General features: G+C 68.2%; 16 protein-coding genes. 13 read left to right on the top strand and 3 right to left on the bottom strand.

What is annotated here, in order from left to right; translation table 11 throughout:
* The first annotated feature begins 60 nt into the window (after nt 1-60).
* The 9 genes from HB681_RS19905 (at nt 61) to HB681_RS19945 (ending at nt 10,825) form a co-directional block, all read left to right on the top strand.
* A complete protein-coding gene (locus HB681_RS19905) occupies nt 61-1,347 on the top strand; it encodes a LysR family transcriptional regulator (protein WP_213956602.1) in 1,287 nt (428 codons plus the stop codon).
* Nucleotides 1,348-1,426: 79 nt separating this feature from the next.
* Nucleotides 1,427-1,840, top strand: coding sequence for a thioesterase family protein (locus HB681_RS19910; protein WP_213956603.1), 414 nt, complete (start codon nt 1,427-1,429; stop codon nt 1,838-1,840).
* Nucleotides 1,841-1,964: 124 nt separating this feature from the next.
* A complete protein-coding gene (locus tag HB681_RS19915; RefSeq protein ID WP_213956604.1) occupies nt 1,965-3,794 on the top strand; it encodes an FAD-dependent oxidoreductase in 1,830 nt (609 codons plus the stop codon).
* Between the two features lie 145 nt (nt 3,795-3,939).
* Complete coding sequence (locus tag HB681_RS19920; RefSeq protein ID WP_213956641.1) at nt 3,940-5,802, top strand: 2-oxoacid:acceptor oxidoreductase subunit alpha; 1,863 nt, start codon at nt 3,940-3,942, stop codon at nt 5,800-5,802.
* Nucleotides 5,799-6,854, top strand: coding sequence for a 2-oxoacid:ferredoxin oxidoreductase subunit beta (locus tag HB681_RS19925; protein WP_213956605.1), 1,056 nt, complete (start codon nt 5,799-5,801; stop codon nt 6,852-6,854). Before HB681_RS19920 ends, HB681_RS19925 begins: the two co-directional genes overlap by 4 nt.
* A gap of 43 nt (nt 6,855-6,897) precedes the next feature.
* Complete coding sequence (locus HB681_RS19930; RefSeq protein ID WP_213956606.1) at nt 6,898-7,335, top strand: CBS domain-containing protein; 438 nt, start codon at nt 6,898-6,900, stop codon at nt 7,333-7,335.
* A 28-nt stretch (nt 7,336-7,363) separates the two neighbouring features.
* The gene (locus tag HB681_RS19935) at nt 7,364-8,779 is read left to right on the top strand and encodes a DUF1800 domain-containing protein (protein ID WP_213956607.1); all 1,416 of its coding nucleotides are present in this window, start codon (nt 7,364-7,366) and stop codon (nt 8,777-8,779) included.
* Nucleotides 8,776-9,972 (top strand): DUF1501 domain-containing protein, encoded by a 1,197-nt coding sequence (locus tag HB681_RS19940; RefSeq protein WP_213956608.1) that lies wholly within the window; start codon nt 8,776-8,778, stop codon nt 9,970-9,972. The genes HB681_RS19935 and HB681_RS19940 overlap by 4 nt, the downstream gene beginning before the upstream one ends.
* Before the next feature lie 199 nt (nt 9,973-10,171).
* Nucleotides 10,172-10,825 (top strand): FHA domain-containing protein, encoded by a 654-nt coding sequence (locus HB681_RS19945; RefSeq protein WP_213956609.1) that lies wholly within the window; start codon nt 10,172-10,174, stop codon nt 10,823-10,825.
* Between the two features lie 8 nt (nt 10,826-10,833).
* Here HB681_RS19945 and HB681_RS19950 read toward each other — a convergent pair whose 3' ends face one another.
* Nucleotides 10,834-11,046 carry a hypothetical protein gene (locus HB681_RS19950; protein WP_213956610.1) on the bottom strand — a complete coding sequence of 71 codons (213 nt, stop codon included), beginning with the start codon at nt 11,044-11,046 and terminating at the stop codon, nt 10,834-10,836.
* 171 nt (nt 11,047-11,217) lie between these two features.
* Between HB681_RS19950 and HB681_RS19955 the strand changes: the two genes are divergently transcribed.
* Nucleotides 11,218-12,519 (top strand): lytic murein transglycosylase, encoded by a 1,302-nt coding sequence (locus tag HB681_RS19955; RefSeq protein ID WP_213956611.1) that lies wholly within the window; start codon nt 11,218-11,220, stop codon nt 12,517-12,519.
* 21 nt (nt 12,520-12,540) lie between these two features.
* On the opposite strand, the gene HB681_RS19960 is transcribed toward HB681_RS19955, so the two are convergent.
* The gene (locus HB681_RS19960; RefSeq protein ID WP_213956612.1) at nt 12,541-13,023 is read right to left on the bottom strand and encodes a C40 family peptidase; all 483 of its coding nucleotides are present in this window, start codon (nt 13,021-13,023) and stop codon (nt 12,541-12,543) included.
* A 257-nt stretch (nt 13,024-13,280) separates the two neighbouring features.
* On the opposite strand from HB681_RS19960, the gene HB681_RS19965 reads away from it, so the two are divergent.
* Nucleotides 13,281-13,748 (top strand): GAF domain-containing protein, encoded by a 468-nt coding sequence (locus tag HB681_RS19965; protein WP_213956613.1) that lies wholly within the window; start codon nt 13,281-13,283, stop codon nt 13,746-13,748.
* Nucleotides 13,749-13,837: 89 nt separating this feature from the next.
* Here the strand turns inward: HB681_RS19965 and HB681_RS19970 are convergent, their stop codons facing one another.
* Nucleotides 13,838-14,056: a hypothetical protein gene (locus tag HB681_RS19970; protein ID WP_213956614.1), complete on the bottom strand. Its 219-nt coding sequence runs from the start codon at nt 14,054-14,056 to the stop codon at nt 13,838-13,840.
* 250 nt (nt 14,057-14,306) lie between these two features.
* Between HB681_RS19970 and HB681_RS19975 the strand changes: the two genes are divergently transcribed.
* Both HB681_RS19975 and HB681_RS19980 read left to right on the top strand, forming a co-directional pair.
* Nucleotides 14,307-14,903 (top strand): DUF2760 domain-containing protein, encoded by a 597-nt coding sequence (locus HB681_RS19975; RefSeq protein ID WP_213956615.1) that lies wholly within the window; start codon nt 14,307-14,309, stop codon nt 14,901-14,903.
* Nucleotides 14,900-16,753, top strand: coding sequence for an Hsp70 family protein (locus tag HB681_RS19980; RefSeq protein WP_213956616.1), 1,854 nt, complete (start codon nt 14,900-14,902; stop codon nt 16,751-16,753). Before HB681_RS19975 ends, HB681_RS19980 begins: the two co-directional genes overlap by 4 nt.
* Nucleotides 16,754-16,755: the final 2 nt, after the last annotated feature.

The raw sequence follows: 16,755 nt of genomic DNA on the forward strand, positions 1-16,755 counted from the left end.
GCTTTTCCCCAGATCGCCGACGGCGCTCGATGCTTCGACGCTGGCGTAAAACAGGGTCCCATGGCAGCAAGGAAAGCTATCGACATCCCACCCACCGTGGACGCCACGGCAGCGCGCATCAACCTGCGCCATCTGCAGGCCTTCTCCGCGGTTGCGGCGCATGGCAGCGTGACGCGCGCGGCGGAGAGCCTGTTCCGGGTGGCATCCGCCATCACGCGCGCGGTGGCCGAGCTGGAAGAGAGCCTCGGCACGCCGCTCTTCGAGCGCAAGGCCCGCGGCATGCTGCTCAACGCCTTTGGCGAGGCCGTTCGCGCGAGGGCACAACGCGTGGAGGACGAATTCGCCGCCGCGTGCCAGGAACTCGCGCCCGCGGAGCCGGTGCAGCGCGGCGCCAATGCGGCCCGGCTCGACGCCAGGACGCTCATGGCCGCGATGTTCAGCGGGCGTCGCCTGGCGGTGTTCGCGGGCTTGTCGGAGATGCAGAACATGCCCGCCACGGCCCGCGCTTTCGGCATCACCCAGCCGGCCGTCAGCACCCTGGTCGGCGAACTCGAGGCCCGCTGCGGCCGCGAACTCTTCGTGCGTTCCGCGCGCGGCGTGACGCCGACGCGCGCCGGGCTCGCGCTGGCGTTCCGCTTCAAGCGGGCGCTGGCGGAGTTGCGCAGCATCGATTCGGACATCGCGGCCATCGGCGGGGTGGTGCAGGGCAGGGTGGTCGTCGGTGCGTTGCCGCTGGGCCGGACGCTGATACTGCCCTCGGCCATCGCGGCGCTGGTCGGGCAGCATCCACGCCTGCACGTGAGCACGGTCGAGAGTCCCTACGAGGCGCTGGCGGCGCAACTGCGTAGCGGCGATGTCGACTTCATCCTGGGTGCATTGCGCCCTTCGGGACGCGAGGCGGACCTGACGCAGGAAGCGCTGTTCGACGATTGCATTTCATTGATCGCGCGCGCGGGTCATCCGCTCGCAGGGCGTGCTGCCATCGGCTTCGATGACCTGCGGCAGGCGCAATGGGTCCTGTCGCGGCTGGGCTCGCCGACGCGCGAGCTGCTGGAGCAATCGTTCCGCGAATCGGCGCAGCCTGCGCCCGTGCCGACGGTGGAAACGGGCGACCTGGCCATCCTGCGCGGCCTGCTGTTCCAGAGCGACATGGTGACCGCCATTTCCGCGCATCAACTGCACTACGAGATCGAGGCCGGCACATTGGCCGTGTTGAACCTTCCCCTTCGGAAGTCGGACCGGAAGATCGGCCTCACGCAGCGCTGCGGCGCGCTCGCCTCGCCGGGTGCGCTCGCGCTCATGGCGGAACTCAGGAAGGTGGTCGACCAGAGCCTGCCGAGCCATTGACCCGGCGCCTTTCGTTGACCAGGCGCGGCAGGCTCGGCGATTGCGCGTGCCACGAGGGCGGTGTTAGCCTCGCCGCCCCATGAGCAAAACCATCATCCATCGCGTCAGCGTGACCTTCGGCGATTGCGATCCTGCGGGGATCGTCTTCTTTCCAAACTTCTCGCGCTGGATGGATGCGGCCTCGCACAACTACTTCGTCCAGTGCGGACTGCCGCCCTGGCATTCGATGACCGAATTGCCCGGCTGCATCGGCTGCCCGTTGCTGGAGATCCACACCCGCTTCGTGACCTCGGCCACCTCCGGGGAGCAACTCGACATCGAGACCCAGGTCGAGGAATGGCGCGGCAAGGTCTTCGTCCAGCGGCACCGCGTGATGCGTGGCGACACCTTGATCTGCGAGGGCCGTGAGACGCGCGCGCTCTGCGTCAAGCTGGAAGGCGGGCGACTGAAGGCCATTCCCGTTCCCCAGTTCATTCTTGACGCCTGCGCTTGAATCCCGGGAACTGATTCGCTGCGGGAATCCACCAAGGTTTTACGACGCGCTCCGCGGCGCATACTGATGTCCGACCCGCGACGACCCCACGAACAGGCCGCGGGCGGGAGACCAGGAGAAACTCTTGCAGCGAACAAACCTCGCCGATCCCACCTATTTCCACAAGGTGGTCGATTGCCAGTATGCGTGTCCGGCGCACACGCCCGTCCCGGAATACATCCGACTGATCGCGCAGCGCCGCTACGGCGATGCCTACATGATCAACTGGGTTTCCAACGTCTTTCCCGGCATCCTCGGCCGCACGTGCGACCGGCCGTGCGAGCCCGCCTGCCGGCGCGGACGCGTCGAGCAGAGCAACGCGCAGGACCCCGAGCCGGTGGCCATCTGCCGGCTCAAGCGCGTCGCCGCCGACATGAAGGAGGACGTGCGCGGGCGCATGCCCAAGATCGCGCCGAAGAATGGCAAGCGCATTGCCTGCATCGGCGCGGGCCCGTCGTCGCTGACCGTCGCGCGCGACCTCGCGCCGCTCGGCTATGAGGTGACGGTGTTCGACGGCGACGCCAAGGCGGGCGGCTTCATCCGCACGCAGATCCCGCGCTTCCGGCTGCCCGAATCGGTGATCGACGAAGAGACGGGCTACATCCTCGACCTGGGCGTGAACTTCCGCAGCGGCGAGCGCATCGACTCGATGAAGGCGCTGATGGCGCAAGGCTGGGATGCGGTCTTCGTCGGCTGCGGCGCACCGCGCGGGCGTGACCTGGAACTGCCCGGCCGGCGAGAGGCCGCGGCCGCTATCCACATCGGCATCGACTGGCTCAGTTCCGTCTCCTTCGGCCACATCACGAAGATCGGCCAGCGCGTGATCGTGCTGGGCGGCGGCAACACGGCGATGGATTGCTGCCGCTCGGCCCGCCGCCTCGGCGGCACCGACGTGAAGGTGATCGTGCGCAGCGGCTTCGAGGAGATGAAGGCCTCGCCCTGGGAAAAGGAAGACGCGCAGCACGAGGGGATTCCGATCATCAACTTCCATGTGCCCAAGGCCTTCGTGCACGAGGGCGGCAAGCTGGTCGGCATGCGCTTCGAGATCGTGCATGCCGAGTACGACGACAAGGGCAACCGCAAGCTGGTGCCCACCGGCGAGCCCGACGCCTTCTTCGAATGCGACGAGGTGCTGGTCGCCGTCGGCCAGGAGAACTCGTTCCCGTGGATCGAGCGCGACTGCGGCATCGACTTCGACAAATGGGGACTGCCAAAGCTCGACAAGAACACTTTCCAGTCGAGCGTGACCAACGTCTTTTTCGGTGGCGATGCAGCCTTCGGTCCCAAGAACATCATCACGGCGGTCGCCCACGGCCATGAGGCTGCTGTGTCCATCGACAAGCTGCTGCATGCGGAGGCGATCTACGTGCGCCCTGCGCCGATGACCAACCTGGTGTCGCAGAAGATGGGCATCCACGAGTGGAGCTACGACAACGACACCTCGAACGACCTGCGCTACAAGGTGCCGTGGGCCAAGGCAGAGAAGGCGTTGGCCAGCATCCGCGTGGAAGTGGAACTTGGCTTCGACGCCGCCACCGCCTTCAAGGAGGCCGAACGCTGCCTCAACTGTGATGTGCAGACCGTTTTCGTCGAAAGCGCCTGCATCGAATGCGACGCCTGCGTGGACATCTGCCCGATGGACTGCATCACCTTCACCACCAACGGCGACGAAGCGGAGGTGCGGCCGCGCCTGAAGGCGCCGGCCCTGAACCTGGCGCAAGACCTGTATGTCTCCGGTGGGCTCAAGACGGGCAGGGTGATGGTCAAGGACGAGGACGTCTGCCTGCACTGCGGCCTCTGCGCCGAGCGCTGTCCGACCGGCGCCTGGGACATGCAGAAGTTCCTGCTGAAGATGACGCCGGCTGGCCCGGCATGCCGTGACGCCAAGCACGTGCCGCAAGGAGTGCCGGCATGAACGCCGCACGTTTGCGCCGCAGCGCGCAGCGCGGAGGTTTTTCAATGAACGCCGCACGGCCGCCCGAAGGCGTTCGCGCCGTCGCGCGGAGCGCGGAGGTTTTCCAATGAGCGCCACCTTGCCGCCCAAGGGCGCCCCGGAACCGATGGAGCGCGCCGCCGCACGGCCGGTCATCGCCCGGATCGAAGCGGTCAACGACTTCGTCATCAAGTTCGCCAACGTCAACGGCTCCGGCTCCGCCTCGGCCAACGAACTGTTCGCCAAGGCCATCCTGCGAATGGGCGTGCCGGTGAGCCCGCGCAACATCTTCCCCAGCAACATCCAGGGCCTGCCGACCTGGTACGAGGTGCGCGTGACCGAGCAGGGCCACCTGGGCCGGCGCGGCGGCACCGACATGATGGTCGCGATGAACCCGCAGACCTGGGATGCCGACGTGGCCGAACTGGCGCCCGGCGGCTACCTCTTCTACGACAGCACGCGCCCGCTGCCGCCCTCGAAGTTCCGCGACGACATCCACGTCATCGGCATGCCGCTGACCGAGATCTGCAATGCGGTCTACAACGATCCGCGCCAGCGCCAGCTGTTCAAGAACATCGTCTACGTCGGCGCGTTGGCCATCCTGCTGGGCATCGATCCCGCCGTGGTCGAGAAGCTGTTCGGCGAGCAATACAAGGGCAAGGAAAGGCTTCTTGCCTCCAACGTTCAGGCGCTGCACCTCGGTTGCGACTTCGCGCGCGAGAACTTGCGCGACCAGCCCGTCGGCCTGCAGGTGCGGCGGGCCGACCGCGTCGGCAACCAGATCTTCGTGGACGGCAACAGCGCCGCCGCCCTGGGTTGCGTGTACGGCGGCGCCACCGTGGCGGCCTGGTATCCGATCACGCCGTCGTCCTCGGTGGCCGAGGCCTTCCAGAAGTACTGCGGCAAGTTCCGGGTTGACGCCAGCACCGGCCAGCACCGCTTCGCCATCGTGCAGGCGGAAGACGAGATCGCCTCCATCGGCATGGTGGTCGGCGCGGGGTGGAACGGCGCCCGGGCCTTTACCGCCACCTCGGGGCCGGGGGTGTCGCTGATGACCGAGTTCATCGGGCTCGCCTACTTCGCGGAGATTCCGGTCACGCTCATCAACGTGCAGCGTGGCGGCCCCTCCACCGGCATGCCCACGCGCACGCAGCAGGCCGACATCCTCTGCTGCGCCTATGCCTCGCATGGCGACACCAAGCACGTGCTGCTGTTCCCGGAGGACCCGCACGAATGCTTCGAGCATGCGGCGGCGGCGCTGGACCTGGCCGACCGGCTGCAGACGCCCGTGTTCCTGATGACCGACCTGGACATCGGCATGAACCAGCGCCTGTGCAAGCCTTTCGAATGGGACGACAGCAAGGCCTACGACCGCGGCAAGGTCATGAGCGCCGAGGAGCTGGAGGCCGGCAAGGATTTCGGCCGCTACAAGGACGTCGACGGTGACGGCATTCCCTGGCGCACGCTGCCGGGCACGCACCCGACCAAGGGCAGCTATTTCACCCGCGGCACCACGCGCGACCCGTATGCCCGCTATTCGGAGCGCGGCCCCGACTACATCTACAACGTGGAGCGGCTGCTGAAGAAGTTCGCGACCGCCGCGGCGATGGTGCCGCAGCCCGTGCTGCTTCCGTCCAGGAAAGAGACGGACATCGGCGTGATCTATTTCGGCTCCACCAGCCCGTCGATGAACGAGGCGCTGGAGGAACTCGAAGCCGGTGGCATCCATCTCGACGCGATGCGCCTGCGCGCCTTCCCGTTCCCTGACAGCGTGCCGGAATTCCTGGCCCGGCATTCGCGTGTCTACGTGGTCGAGCAGAACCGCGATGCGCAGATGCGCAGCCTGCTCGTCAACGAGCTGGAGATCGACCCGGCCAAGCTCATCAAGGTGCTGCATTTCGACGGCACGCCCATCACGGCGCGCTTCATCGTCCAGTCCATCGGCACGCATGTCCGCGCCCACGCCACCGACCCAAGGGGTTCTGCATGACCTACATCACCAAGCCCCGGCTGCGCCATCCGACGCTGGCCACCAACAAGGTCGGCTACACGCGGCGCGACTACGAGGGCAAGATCTCCACGCTGTGCGCCGGTTGCGGCCACGACTCGATCTCGGCGGCCATCATCGAGGCCTGCTGGGAGCTGGACATCGAGCCGCATCGCGTGGCCAAGCTCAGCGGCATCGGCTGCAGTTCGAAGACACCCGACTATTTCCTCGGCGCATCGCACGGCTTCAACACGGTGCATGGCCGCATGCCCAGCGTGCTGACCGGCGCCAACCTGGCCAATCGCGACCTGCTCTACCTCGGCGTCTCCGGCGACGGCGACTCCGCCTCCATCGGCCTCGGCCAATTCGCCCATGCGATGCGCCGCGGCGTGAACATGGCCTACATCGTGGAGAACAACGGCGTCTATGGCCTCACCAAGGGCCAGTTCTCCGCCACGGCGGACCAGGGCTCGAAAAGCAAGAAGGGCGTCATCAATTCCGACAGCCCGGTGGACCTGGTGGCGATGGCCCTGCAACTGGGCGCCACCTACGTCGGGCGCGGCTTCTCCGGCAACAAGGCGCAGCTCGTGCCCTTGATCAAGGGCGCCATCAGCCACGGCGGCGCCGCCTTCATCGACGTCATCAGCCCCTGCGTCGCCTTCAACAACCACCCCGGCAGCACCAAGAGCTACGACTACGTGCGCGAGCACAACGAGGCGGTCAGCCGCATCGACTTCATCAGCAGCCGCGACGAGATCACCGTGAGCATGGCGCCGGGCGAAGTGATGGACGTGCGCCAGCATGACGGCACGCTGCTGCGCCTGCGCAGCCTGCACCCTGGCTACAACCCCGGCGACCGCTACGCCGCCATGGCCCACATGCAGAAGCACCAGCAGATGGGCGAGGTGGTGACGGGCCTGCTCTATGTCGATCCGCTGGCCACCGACCTGCACACCGCGCTCAACACCAGCGACCGGCCGCTCAACGCGCTGGGTCCGACGGAGCTTTGCCCGGGCGCGCGGGCGCTCGAGCGGCTCAATGCCTCCTTGCGTTGAAAAGGAACCGGCCGCAACATAGAGCCGATCGAGGAGGCGTCCCATGGCTGAACGTACCGTTTTCCAGTCCATTCCGCGCAAGCACGTGGTCAGCATCGGCCCGCAGGCCAGCGTGCGCGATGCAGCCTGCATGATGACGCGCGCCAACTGCGGCAGCGTGCTCATCATGGAGCCGCCGGACCTGCTGCTGGGCATCCTCACCGAGCGCGACCTGATGACGCGCGTGCTGGCCAAAGGTCTCGATCCCGAACGCACCACGGCACGCGAGGTCATGACGCCCAATCCCATTTGCGTGCCGCCGGAGACGCTCGTATCCGACGCCGTGGTGCTGATGCTGGAACGGGGGTTCCGGCATATTCCGCTCGTCTCGGGCCAGAAGATCCTGGGCGTGTTCTCGGTGCGCGACGCGCTGCCGCGGGAAATCGGAACGGCGCTGAGCCAGACCGAGTTTCATGAGCAGGTCAACGACGCCCTTGGATGAGAAGGTCTGAATCCATCGGATTTCGTCGATGACCCCCGCCGCCATTGCCCTCAACCGATTCGGGCTCGGCGCCCGGCCCGATGAAGCGCTGCCGTCCGCGCCTCGGCGCTGGCTGCTCGACCAGTTCGATCGCTACCAGGCACAGCCCGCCGCGTGGCAGGGCCGGCGCGGCGCGGAACTGCTGCTGGCGGACTACCAGGCCGAGCAACGCAAGGTGCGCGACGCCTCCGAGGCCGACAAGCAGGCCGCACGCCAGACGCTGCGCCGCGACGCGCGCGAGGACTACGTCGCGGCGGTCAACGCCCGGCTGGCCAGCGCGCTCGACACGCCCGCGGCTTTCGTCGAACGGCTGGTGCATTTCTGGGCCAATCATTTCGCCATCTCTGTCGAGAAACCCCTGGTGCTCGACCTGGCCGGGGCGTATGAAACAGAGGCGATCCGCCCCCATGTGCTGGGCCGCTTCGACGACCTGCTGCTGGCCGCGGTGCGCCATCCGGCCATGCTGGTCTACCTCGACCAGGCGCAATCGGTCGGGCCGAACAGCGTGGCCGCGCGTCGCGTGGCTGAACGCAACCCGCAGCTCCAGCGTGGCCTGAACGAAAACCTGGCGCGCGAGATCCTCGAACTGCACACCCTGGGCGTACGCAGCGGCTACACGCAGGCCGAGGTGACCGAGTTCGCGCGGGCGCTCACCGGCTGGAGCCTGGCGGGGCCGGCGGGCGCGGGGCAGGGTGGGCAGGGTGCAACCCAGCCCATGGGCACGGCCGGCGATGCACCCACCGGCGGCTTCCAGTTCCGCCCGGCACTGCATGAACCCGGCCCGCGCACCCTGCTGGGCCGCCGCTATCCCGAGGGCGGCGAGGCACAGGGGGTGGCGATCCTTCGAGACCTTGCCGTCTCGCCCGCGACCGCCCGCCATGTCGCGACCAAGCTCGCCCGCCATTTCGTCGCCGACGAACCTCCGCCCGCGCTGGTCGACCGGCTTGCCGCGACCTTCCAGCGCAGCGGTGGCGACCTGCCGAGCGTCTATCGCACGCTGATCGAATCGCCCGAAAGCTGGCTCGCCGGCCAGGGCAAGTTCAAGACGCCATGGGACTGGACGGTGTCGTCCCTGCGTGCACTGGGACGCCACGAACTGAAGAACGCCGAAGGCGCGCAATTGCTCAACCAGTTGGGCCAGCCGGTCTGGCGCCCCGGCTCTCCGGCGGGCTACGACGACATTGCGGCCAGTTGGGCCGCGCCTGACGCACTGGTGCGCCGCGTCGAACTGGCGCAGCGCCTCGCCTTGTTGGCCGGCAACAGCATCGACCCGCGCGCGCTCGCGCCGCGCCTGCTGCCGGGGGACGCGCTGAGCGACGCCAGCGCCCAGGCCATCGCCCGGGCCGAAAGCGCAAGCACCGGGCTGGCGCTGCTGCTCGTGTGCCCCGAATTCCTGCGGAGATGAGCGTCATGACCGATCGCCGATACCCTCGCCGCGACTTCTTGCGCATGGCGGCCAGCGGCGCCGCGCTGACCTTCGTCGCACCCCACCTCGCGTTGGCCAAGGCTGCGGCCGAACGCCGCTTCGTCTTCGTCATCCAGCGTGGCGCGGCCGACGGACTCGACACCTTGTTGCCCTATGCCGACCCAGGCTACGCACGCCTTCGCGGCGCCATGGCGCTGGACCCCGGCACGGCCATCCACCTCGACGGCAGCTTCGCGCTGCACCCTGCGCTGGTCGAAATCGCCAGGTTGCATGCCGCCAGGGAGGCCCTGTTTGTGCACGCCGTCGCGTCGCCCTACCGCGACCGTTCGCATTTCGACGGCCAGAACGTGCTGGAAACCGGGGGCGTGACGCCCTACCAACTCAAGGACGGCTGGCTCAATCGCCTGGTCGGCCTGCTGCCGCGTGCCGACAAGGAGGCCATCGCGTTCTCCGCGACCGTGCCGGTGGCCTTGCGCGGCCCGGCGGAAGTGGCCTCGTACGCACCCTCCGCATTGCCGCAAGCCACCGACGACCTGATGCTGCGCGTGACGCAGCTCTACCAGAACGATGCGCAGTTGCACGCGCTCTGGACCTCGGCCATGGACACGCGCGACATCGCGATGGGCGGGGAGGGTGGCGCTGTGCGACCGCGCCAGGATGGCGCCAGCATCGGCAAGCTCGCGGCCGGCTTCCTGGCGCGCCCGGACGGCCCGCGCATCGCCATGATCGAGACCGGCGGCTGGGACACCCACAGCGCGCAGAACGCCCGATTGGCGGCCCAGTTGCGCAACCTCGACGCCATGATCGCCGCATTGCGCGATGGCATGGGCGGCGGGTGGTCCGACACCGTGGTGCTGGTCGCCACCGAGTTCGGCCGCACCGCGGCGGCCAATGGCACCAATGGCACCGATCACGGCACGGGCGCCGTGGCCATGCTGCTCGGCGGTGCGGTGCAAGGCGGCTGCGTGCTGGCCGACTGGCCAGGGCTCGCAAGCGGCCAACTGCTTGAAAACCGCGACCTCCGGCCGACGACGGCCCTCGATGCCCTCATTGCGCAAGCGTCCGGCGAGTGCTTCGGGATCGATCCGCAACGGCTCGGGCGCAGCCTGTTCCCGAAGGGCGGCGCGGGGCCTGGCGCCGCCGGGTACGCGCTGCCTCGCCTGATCCGCTGAGCACACTCGCTGCGCTGCAACGCCTTCCTCGATGCGCTTCCAGCCGGCGCGCTATTGGCCAGCGGAACTGCACCCGGGGGCATCGCCGGACAGGGGTCGTCGGTCCTCGCCTACGCCACCATGCCGCGCGTGGCACAAAGCTTGCGGCCACCCGGCCCATCACCGTTTTGTACTTTGTACTGGGAGAGACATGGCCAGCTTGATCCTCACCATCGAAGGTCAACCCTTCCGAACCGTGCGGCTGCTGGAAGGCGAGACCTTGGTCGGACGCGATCCCGAATGCAACCTCGTGCTGGAGCGCGCGGCTGTGAGCAAGCATCACGCCGTGATCGTGTGCCGGGGCGACGGCGCCGCGCTTTTGCGCGACCTCGAAAGCAGGAACGGCACGCTGGTGAACGGAAAGGCGACGTCGGTCACGCCGCTCACGAGTGGCGACATCATCAAGATCGCCGATGTCGAGATGGAGTACGTTCCCAGGGTCCTGCCCGATGCGGAAGAGCTGCCTCAACCCCCGCGCGAGGAGGACACGGCGGCCGGCGCGACAACGGGGCCCGGTGAGTTGCACCCGCTCGTGCGAACGCAGCCTCGCATCGGCGGCCCCGGTGGCGCCACGTGGGCGGGCGATGCGGTTGCCTTCACCATCGCCGCCAGGGGGCGTGATATCCAGGCGTTCATATCGGCGGACGCGCTCCTGGTGCACTTCGACGTGCTGGTGTACGGCCCGGATGGTCCGACGCGCGCCGTCGAAGCCTACGAAGAGAACTATGTCGCGATCAATGTCGTGGCCTGGAAGATCTTCGACGAGACCGGCCGCGAGCCGATCCGGATCCGGAACTCTGATTTCGAGGCCTGATCGGCTTCTTATTTCTTCGTCTCGGGGTGATGCTTCGACTGGCTGTGCATGGACTTCGGCGCCGGGGTCGCGGAGGTCATGGCGGGCTTGCCGGATTGGTAATCCATTTGGGCAGCATTCATGCGGTCCTCGCGTGAAGTTTCAGTGGTCGGCTGGGCCGCCAATGCAGCGCCGGAAATGGCGATCAGGCCGCTGAAGAAAAGGCCGCGTAGTGCAAGCATTTTTCACTCCTTCGGAGCCGGTCAGGCCGGCGTCAATGGCACGGTGAAAGAAACAGACGATCGCGGCCGCTTCTTCGACCACAGGGCTTCGGAAACTCGCAAACGCGCGCCTGCCGAGACTTCAGACGAACGCCGGGGCGCCCAAGTTCCCGCGGAGGAGAGAATCGCCCCATGCAACCCGCCCCTTTCCCGCTGCCGCGCGTCACCCGGCGCCTGATGGCTGCGCTGGCGGCCGCAGTCCTGTCGAGTTGCGCTTCAGCACCGTCGTCATCCCCTGCGACGCCGGACATGCGCCCTGCGCCAACCCTGAAGTCACCTGCTCTTGCCGGTGCCGACGAAGCGGCGCGACGACAGGCTTTCGCACGCTGGCTCGCGGACTTCCGGGGCACGGCCCGCGCCAGCGGCATCAGCGAAGCCACCTTGCGCTCCGCGCTGGACAACGCGCAATACCTGCCCGACATCCTCCCGCTCGACCGCGCGCAGCCCGAGTTCACACGCACGGTCTGGGACTACCTCGACAACGCCGTGTCGCCGCAGCGCATTGCCACGGGGCAGGAAAAGCTCCAGGAAGTCCGCCGGGAGGCCGATGCCGCGGCCGCGCGCTACGGCGTTCCGGCCAACGTCATCGTCGCGATCTGGGGCATGGAGAGCAACTACGGCAGCAACTATGGCAACACGCCGACCGTCGGTGCGCTGGCCACGCTGGGCTTCGACGGCCGCCGCGAGGAATGGGCCCGTGGCGAGTTGCTCGCGGCGCTGAAGATCATCGACAAGGGCGACATCGACAGCGCCCACATGATCGGTTCCTGGGCTGGCGCCATGGGCCAGACCCAGTTCATGCCGTCGAACTTCCTGGCCTACGCAGTGGACGCCGATGGCGACGGCCGGCGCGACATCTGGGGCAGCATGGCCGACGTGACCGCCTCGACCGCCAACTTCCTCGCGCGCTCGGGCTGGCAGGCGGGCAAGCCCTGGGGTACCGAGGTGCAGTTGCCCGCCGGATTCGACTTCGGGCGTGCAGATCCCAGCGCGCGGCAACCGGCGGCGCAGTGGGCTGCCGAAGGCGTGCGGTCCACTGACGGGCAGCCGCTGCCGGAGCTGCAGGACAGCTCGATCCTGCTGCCGGCCGGCGCGCGCGGGCCGGCCTTCCTCATTGGCGCCAACTTCCGCGCCATCCTGCGCTACAACAACTCGACGAGCTACGCGCTGGCGGTCGGGTTGCTGTCCCAGCGCCTGGCCGGCGGCCCCGGGGTGCAATCGCCCTGGCCGCGCGACCTGAGGGCCCTCACGCGCAGCGAAATGACCGAACTGCAGACGGCCCTCAACCAGCGCGGCTTCGCCAGCGGCACGCCCGACGGCGTGATGGGACCGGCGACGCGCGCCGGGCTGCGCGACTACCAGCGCAGTGTCGGGTTGCCGGCGGACGGGTATCCGACCGCGGCGGTGCTGCAGCGGCTGCGAGAGCCACGGTAAACCGGCCGGCCAGACTCCTCGCTACAACCTGCGCACCTCCACGCGCTGTCGCGACCAGTAGGGCCCGTCGAGCCGGTCCATTCGCACGTCGCCGCCGCTGGATGGCGCGTGCACGAATCGCCCGCCGCCCACGTAAATCCCCGCATGCGTCGGCCTGCTGCCACCGAACAGCACCAGGTCACCCGCGCGAAGCTCTCCGATCGTCGCGGGTTGCCCGAAGCCCGCGAGCTGTGCCACCGTGCGCGGCGGCGCGGCGCCCATCCGCGCCCGGTACACGTAGCCGATGAGTCCGCTGCAATCGAAGCCGCCTTCCGGCGTGTTGCCGCCATAGCGGTACGGCACACCGACGAGGCCGAGCGCATGGATCGCGATGTCCTCAGCCTGCTCCGGCGAAAGCGTCGAGTAGCCGGCCGGCGCCGAGGGCGGCGCCGCCGGGGGGCGATTGGCGCAGCCGGCCGCGAGGAGCAGGGCGCACGGCAGGAGGAGACGAAGGAACCGCTTCATGGGGCATGCGATCGAAGGCTGACGGTGCCCGCAACCTTAGCCGGATTCCCCCCGCGCCCCAACCCCTGCGGACCATGGGATGAGCCGAGGAGATTCTGGTGCACCCGCTGACGCTACCGGCCGTGCAAGCAGCTGTCCAATACCCGATCGAGCGGTCCATGAACAGCGTGTTCCTGCGCTGACAGAGGCAGTTCACGTTCAAGCACAATTGCGCCATGACGCGCCACGCCGGCGGAACCCAATGTGGACCCGAACCAATGCAATCAGTACGCGATGCAGCGACCTTTTCCGGACTTCTCTCGCAAGAGGGCGGCCTTGCTGCCGCGCTCGCCTACCTGAATGAAGGCGTCGCGCATCGCTTCACGGCCATTTATCGCTTCGAGGGGGAGCTGCTTCGCAACGTCGCCCTGCATGACAAGCTCGACCAGGTGCGGCCGGATTTCCTGCTGGTCGTGCCGTTCAAGCACAGCTTCTGCCAGTTCGTGCTGCGCGACCAGGCATTCCGTACCGAGGACTCGCGGCTGGACAAGCGACTGGATGGCCATCCGTACCAGGGCGTGGTGATTTCCTACCACAGCGTTCCCTTGACCAACGAAGAGGGCGCGTTGTGGGGCACCATGAGCCATTTCGACATGGTCGGCCACGCACTGCCCGACGAGGAATTCGAACTGCTCCAGCAGGCGGCGCAGATCCTGCGAGGCCATCTGCAGAAGCTGGACCCCTGAAACCGCGGCCCCGAACGGATGGGGTTTTGTCACTTGGCCCTCGTGCAGGTCAGGTCGGCCGCGGCCCTGACTTGGGCGCTTCCTGAGCTTCAGTGCTCTCGCGACCGTCCGATGACGGCGGGTGGCTCCGCCTCGACAGCTTCCCGGTCGATCAGTTCCCGCAGCGACTCGTCGAGCACCGGAACCCTCCCGCTTTTCAGTCGGACTTCCACCGAATCCACGACGGACAGGAGGAGCGAGTCAGGCAATCGGCGTCCGTTGAGGTAGCTTCCGACGAGTGCCTGCGCTGCAAACAGTGAGAGGGCCATATGGCTTGCATCGTAGTTCGATGTTTGTTGCGCCGCAGCATACTGTGCGCTTTCCGTCGGCGCTTTAGAGGAATACACCCATTTCCACCTCGCGAAGCGCTCCGGCAACTCCTACACCCGCGAATGCTGCGCTGCACCATGCGCGCATGGCATCATTCGAATTTCCGGCTCCGTCCTGCTGGCTAGGACTGCGCTCGCCCAACCTGATTTCTTGTTTTCGGTCAACCGATTGGCCGACTTGGAACAATCAATGAACAATCCGCAAACCCCATCGTCCGATGGCGCCAAGCCCTCGCTGTTGCGCCGCATCCCCCTCGCGTTCGGCGCCTTGTTCGGCTTGCTGGCCGACGCCGACCTGGCGGCACGGTATGTCGCTCTGCGCGATGGCACTCCACCGGCTCCCGCGCCAGTCCAACCCCCGCCGGCCCCCGTCATGCCGCCCCCGCCGCCGCCCGTGTTGAAGGAGGCCGGCCCCGAAGCGGCACTGCAACTGCTGGCCCTCTTGCAGCGGGAAGCTCGGCTGATCGACTTCGTCGGCGAGGACATCGGCGCCTATGGGGACGCCGACGTCGGCGCCGCAGCCCGCGTGGTGCATGAAGGTTGCGCCAAGGTGCTGCGCGAGCACTTCAGCATCGTGCCCGTGCGCGACGAGGCCGAAGGCGCCCGCGTCACCTTGCCGGCCGGTTTCGACGCCGCGTCGGTGCGCCTCACCGGCAACGTGGTCGGCCAGCCGCCCTTTGCCGGCAACCTGACCCACCGCGGCTGGCGCGTCACCGATGTGCGCCTGCCCAAGACCGCCGAGCAGCACGATGCGCGCGTGGTCGCGCCGGCGGAGGTGGAGTTGTGAGCGCTCCGCGATTTGCCATCGGCATCGACCTGGGCACCACGCACAGCGCATTGGCCTGGGTCGACATCGCCGGCAGCGACGGCGAGGCCACGGTGCATGGCACGCTGCCCATCCCGCAGCTCACCGCGCCCGGCTCCGTCGAGTCGATGCCGATGCTGCCCTCGTTCCTGTACCTGCCGCATGCCGACGAAATGCCGGCCGGCGCCTTGGCGCTTCCGTGGGCAGCCGACGGCCAGCAAGCCGTCGGGGAAATGGCGCGCAGCCGTGGCGCGACGACGCCGATCCGGCTGGTGTCCAGCGCCAAGAGCTGGCTCTGCCATCCGGGCGTCGACCGTCGCGCCGCGATCCTGCCGCACGACGCACCGGCCGAGGTGGCGCGGGTGTCTCCGTTGGAGGCCTCGACGCACTACCTTGAACACGTGCGCAACGCATGGAACCACGCGCACCCCGAGGCGCCCTTCGACGAGCAGGACGTGACGGTGACCATCCCCGCCTCGTTCGACCCCGCCGCACGCGAGCTGACGGTCGAAGCCGCGAAGACGGCCGGGTGCAAGGCGCTCACGCTGCTCGAGGAGCCGCAATCCGCGCTGTACAGCTGGATCGAGGCCAGCGGCGGCCATTGGCGCAAGCAGGTGCAACCGGGCGACGTCATCCTGGTCATCGACGTGGGCGGCGGCACCAGCGACTTCTCGCTGATCGCCGTGCTGGAACGCGAGGGCAACCTCGAGTTGCGGCGGGTCGCGGTCGGTGAACACATCCTGCTGGGCGGCGACAACATGGACCTGACGCTGGCGCACGTCGTGGCGCGCAAGCTCGCTGCCGCGGGCACCACGCTGGATGCGTGGCAGATGCGCGCGCTGACCTACGCCTGCCGCGGCGCCAAGGAAAAGCTGCTCGGCGCGGCCGGCGACGCGGCCCAGCCCATCGTCGTGCCCAGCCGCGGCAGCAAGCTCATCGGCGGTTCGATCCGCACCGAGCTGACGGCCGAAGAAGTGGCCTCGACGATCGTCGAGGGCTTCTTCCCGCGGGTCGACGCTTCGGCGCGGCCGGTGACCCGCGTGCGCGCCGGCCTGGCGCAACTGGGCCTGCCGTATGCGCAGGACGCCGCCGTCACGCGGCACCTGGCGGCATTCCTCGGGCGGCAACTGGGCGCGCTGGCCGAATTGGAAGGCTTCGGCGACCCGCAGGGCGCGGGTGGCGCGAGCTTCCTCCATCCGACGGCGGTGTTGTTCAACGGGGGCGTGTTCAAGTCGCCGCTGCTGGCCGATCGCATGCTGGCCACCGTCAACGGCTGGCTCGCGGCCGAGGGCGCGGCGCCTGCCCGGCTGCTGGAGGGCGCCGACCTCGACCTTGCCGTGGCACGTGGCGCCGCGTACTACGGCTATGTGCGGCACGGGCGCGGCGTGCGCATCCGCGGCGGCACGGCTTTCGCGTACTACCTGGGCGTCGAATCGTCGATGCCCGCCGTGCCGGGAATGGAGCCGCCGGTGGAGGCGCTGTGCGTGGCGCCGTTCGGCATGGAGGAGGGCACCGAGGCCGAACTGCCCGCGCTGGAACTGGGCCTGGTCGTCGGCGAGCCGGTGCATTTCCGCTTCTTTGCATCGTCGGTGCGGCGGCAGGATGCGGTCGGCACCTTGCTCGACAGCTGGGCGACCGGGGAATTGCAGGAACTCGACCAGCTCTCCGCCTCGCTGCCACCCGAGGGCCGGCAACCGGGCGAGGTGGTGCCGGTCCGGCTGCAGGCCCGCGTGACGGAAGCCGGCACGCTGGAACTGGATGCGGTGCCGCGCAGCGGTGGCGAACGCTGGAAGATCGAGTTCGACGTGCGTGGCGAGCGACAGGAGGCTTAGGG

The sequence above is a fragment of the Variovorax sp. dw_954 genome (assembly GCF_018449755.1).
Taxonomy (GTDB): Bacteria; Pseudomonadota; Gammaproteobacteria; order Burkholderiales; family Burkholderiaceae_C; genus Variovorax.

What these genes read in the sequence shown, in the direction of transcription:
- HB681_RS19905 (WP_213956602.1), top strand. Translation starts at nt 61, where the DNA reads ATGGCAGCAAGGAAAGCTATCGACATCCCACCCACCGTGGACGCCACG.
- HB681_RS19910 (WP_213956603.1), top strand. Translation starts at nt 1,427, where the DNA reads ATGAGCAAAACCATCATCCATCGCGTCAGCGTGACCTTCGGCGATTGC.
- HB681_RS19920 (WP_213956641.1), top strand. Translation starts at nt 3,940, where the DNA reads ATGGAGCGCGCCGCCGCACGGCCGGTCATCGCCCGGATCGAAGCGGTC.
- HB681_RS19925 (WP_213956605.1), top strand. Translation starts at nt 5,799, where the DNA reads ATGACCTACATCACCAAGCCCCGGCTGCGCCATCCGACGCTGGCCACC.
- HB681_RS19930 (WP_213956606.1), top strand. Translation starts at nt 6,898, where the DNA reads ATGGCTGAACGTACCGTTTTCCAGTCCATTCCGCGCAAGCACGTGGTC.
- HB681_RS19935 (WP_213956607.1), top strand. Translation starts at nt 7,364, where the DNA reads ATGACCCCCGCCGCCATTGCCCTCAACCGATTCGGGCTCGGCGCCCGG.
- HB681_RS19940 (WP_213956608.1), top strand. Translation starts at nt 8,776, where the DNA reads ATGAGCGTCATGACCGATCGCCGATACCCTCGCCGCGACTTCTTGCGC.
- HB681_RS19950 (WP_213956610.1), bottom strand. Translation starts at nt 11,046, where the DNA reads ATGCTTGCACTACGCGGCCTTTTCTTCAGCGGCCTGATCGCCATTTCC.
- HB681_RS19955 (WP_213956611.1), top strand. Translation starts at nt 11,218, where the DNA reads ATGCAACCCGCCCCTTTCCCGCTGCCGCGCGTCACCCGGCGCCTGATG.
- HB681_RS19960 (WP_213956612.1), bottom strand. Translation starts at nt 13,023, where the DNA reads ATGAAGCGGTTCCTTCGTCTCCTCCTGCCGTGCGCCCTGCTCCTCGCG.
- HB681_RS19965 (WP_213956613.1), top strand. Translation starts at nt 13,281, where the DNA reads ATGCAATCAGTACGCGATGCAGCGACCTTTTCCGGACTTCTCTCGCAA.
- HB681_RS19970 (WP_213956614.1), bottom strand. Translation starts at nt 14,056, where the DNA reads ATGGCCCTCTCACTGTTTGCAGCGCAGGCACTCGTCGGAAGCTACCTC.
- HB681_RS19975 (WP_213956615.1), top strand. Translation starts at nt 14,307, where the DNA reads ATGAACAATCCGCAAACCCCATCGTCCGATGGCGCCAAGCCCTCGCTG.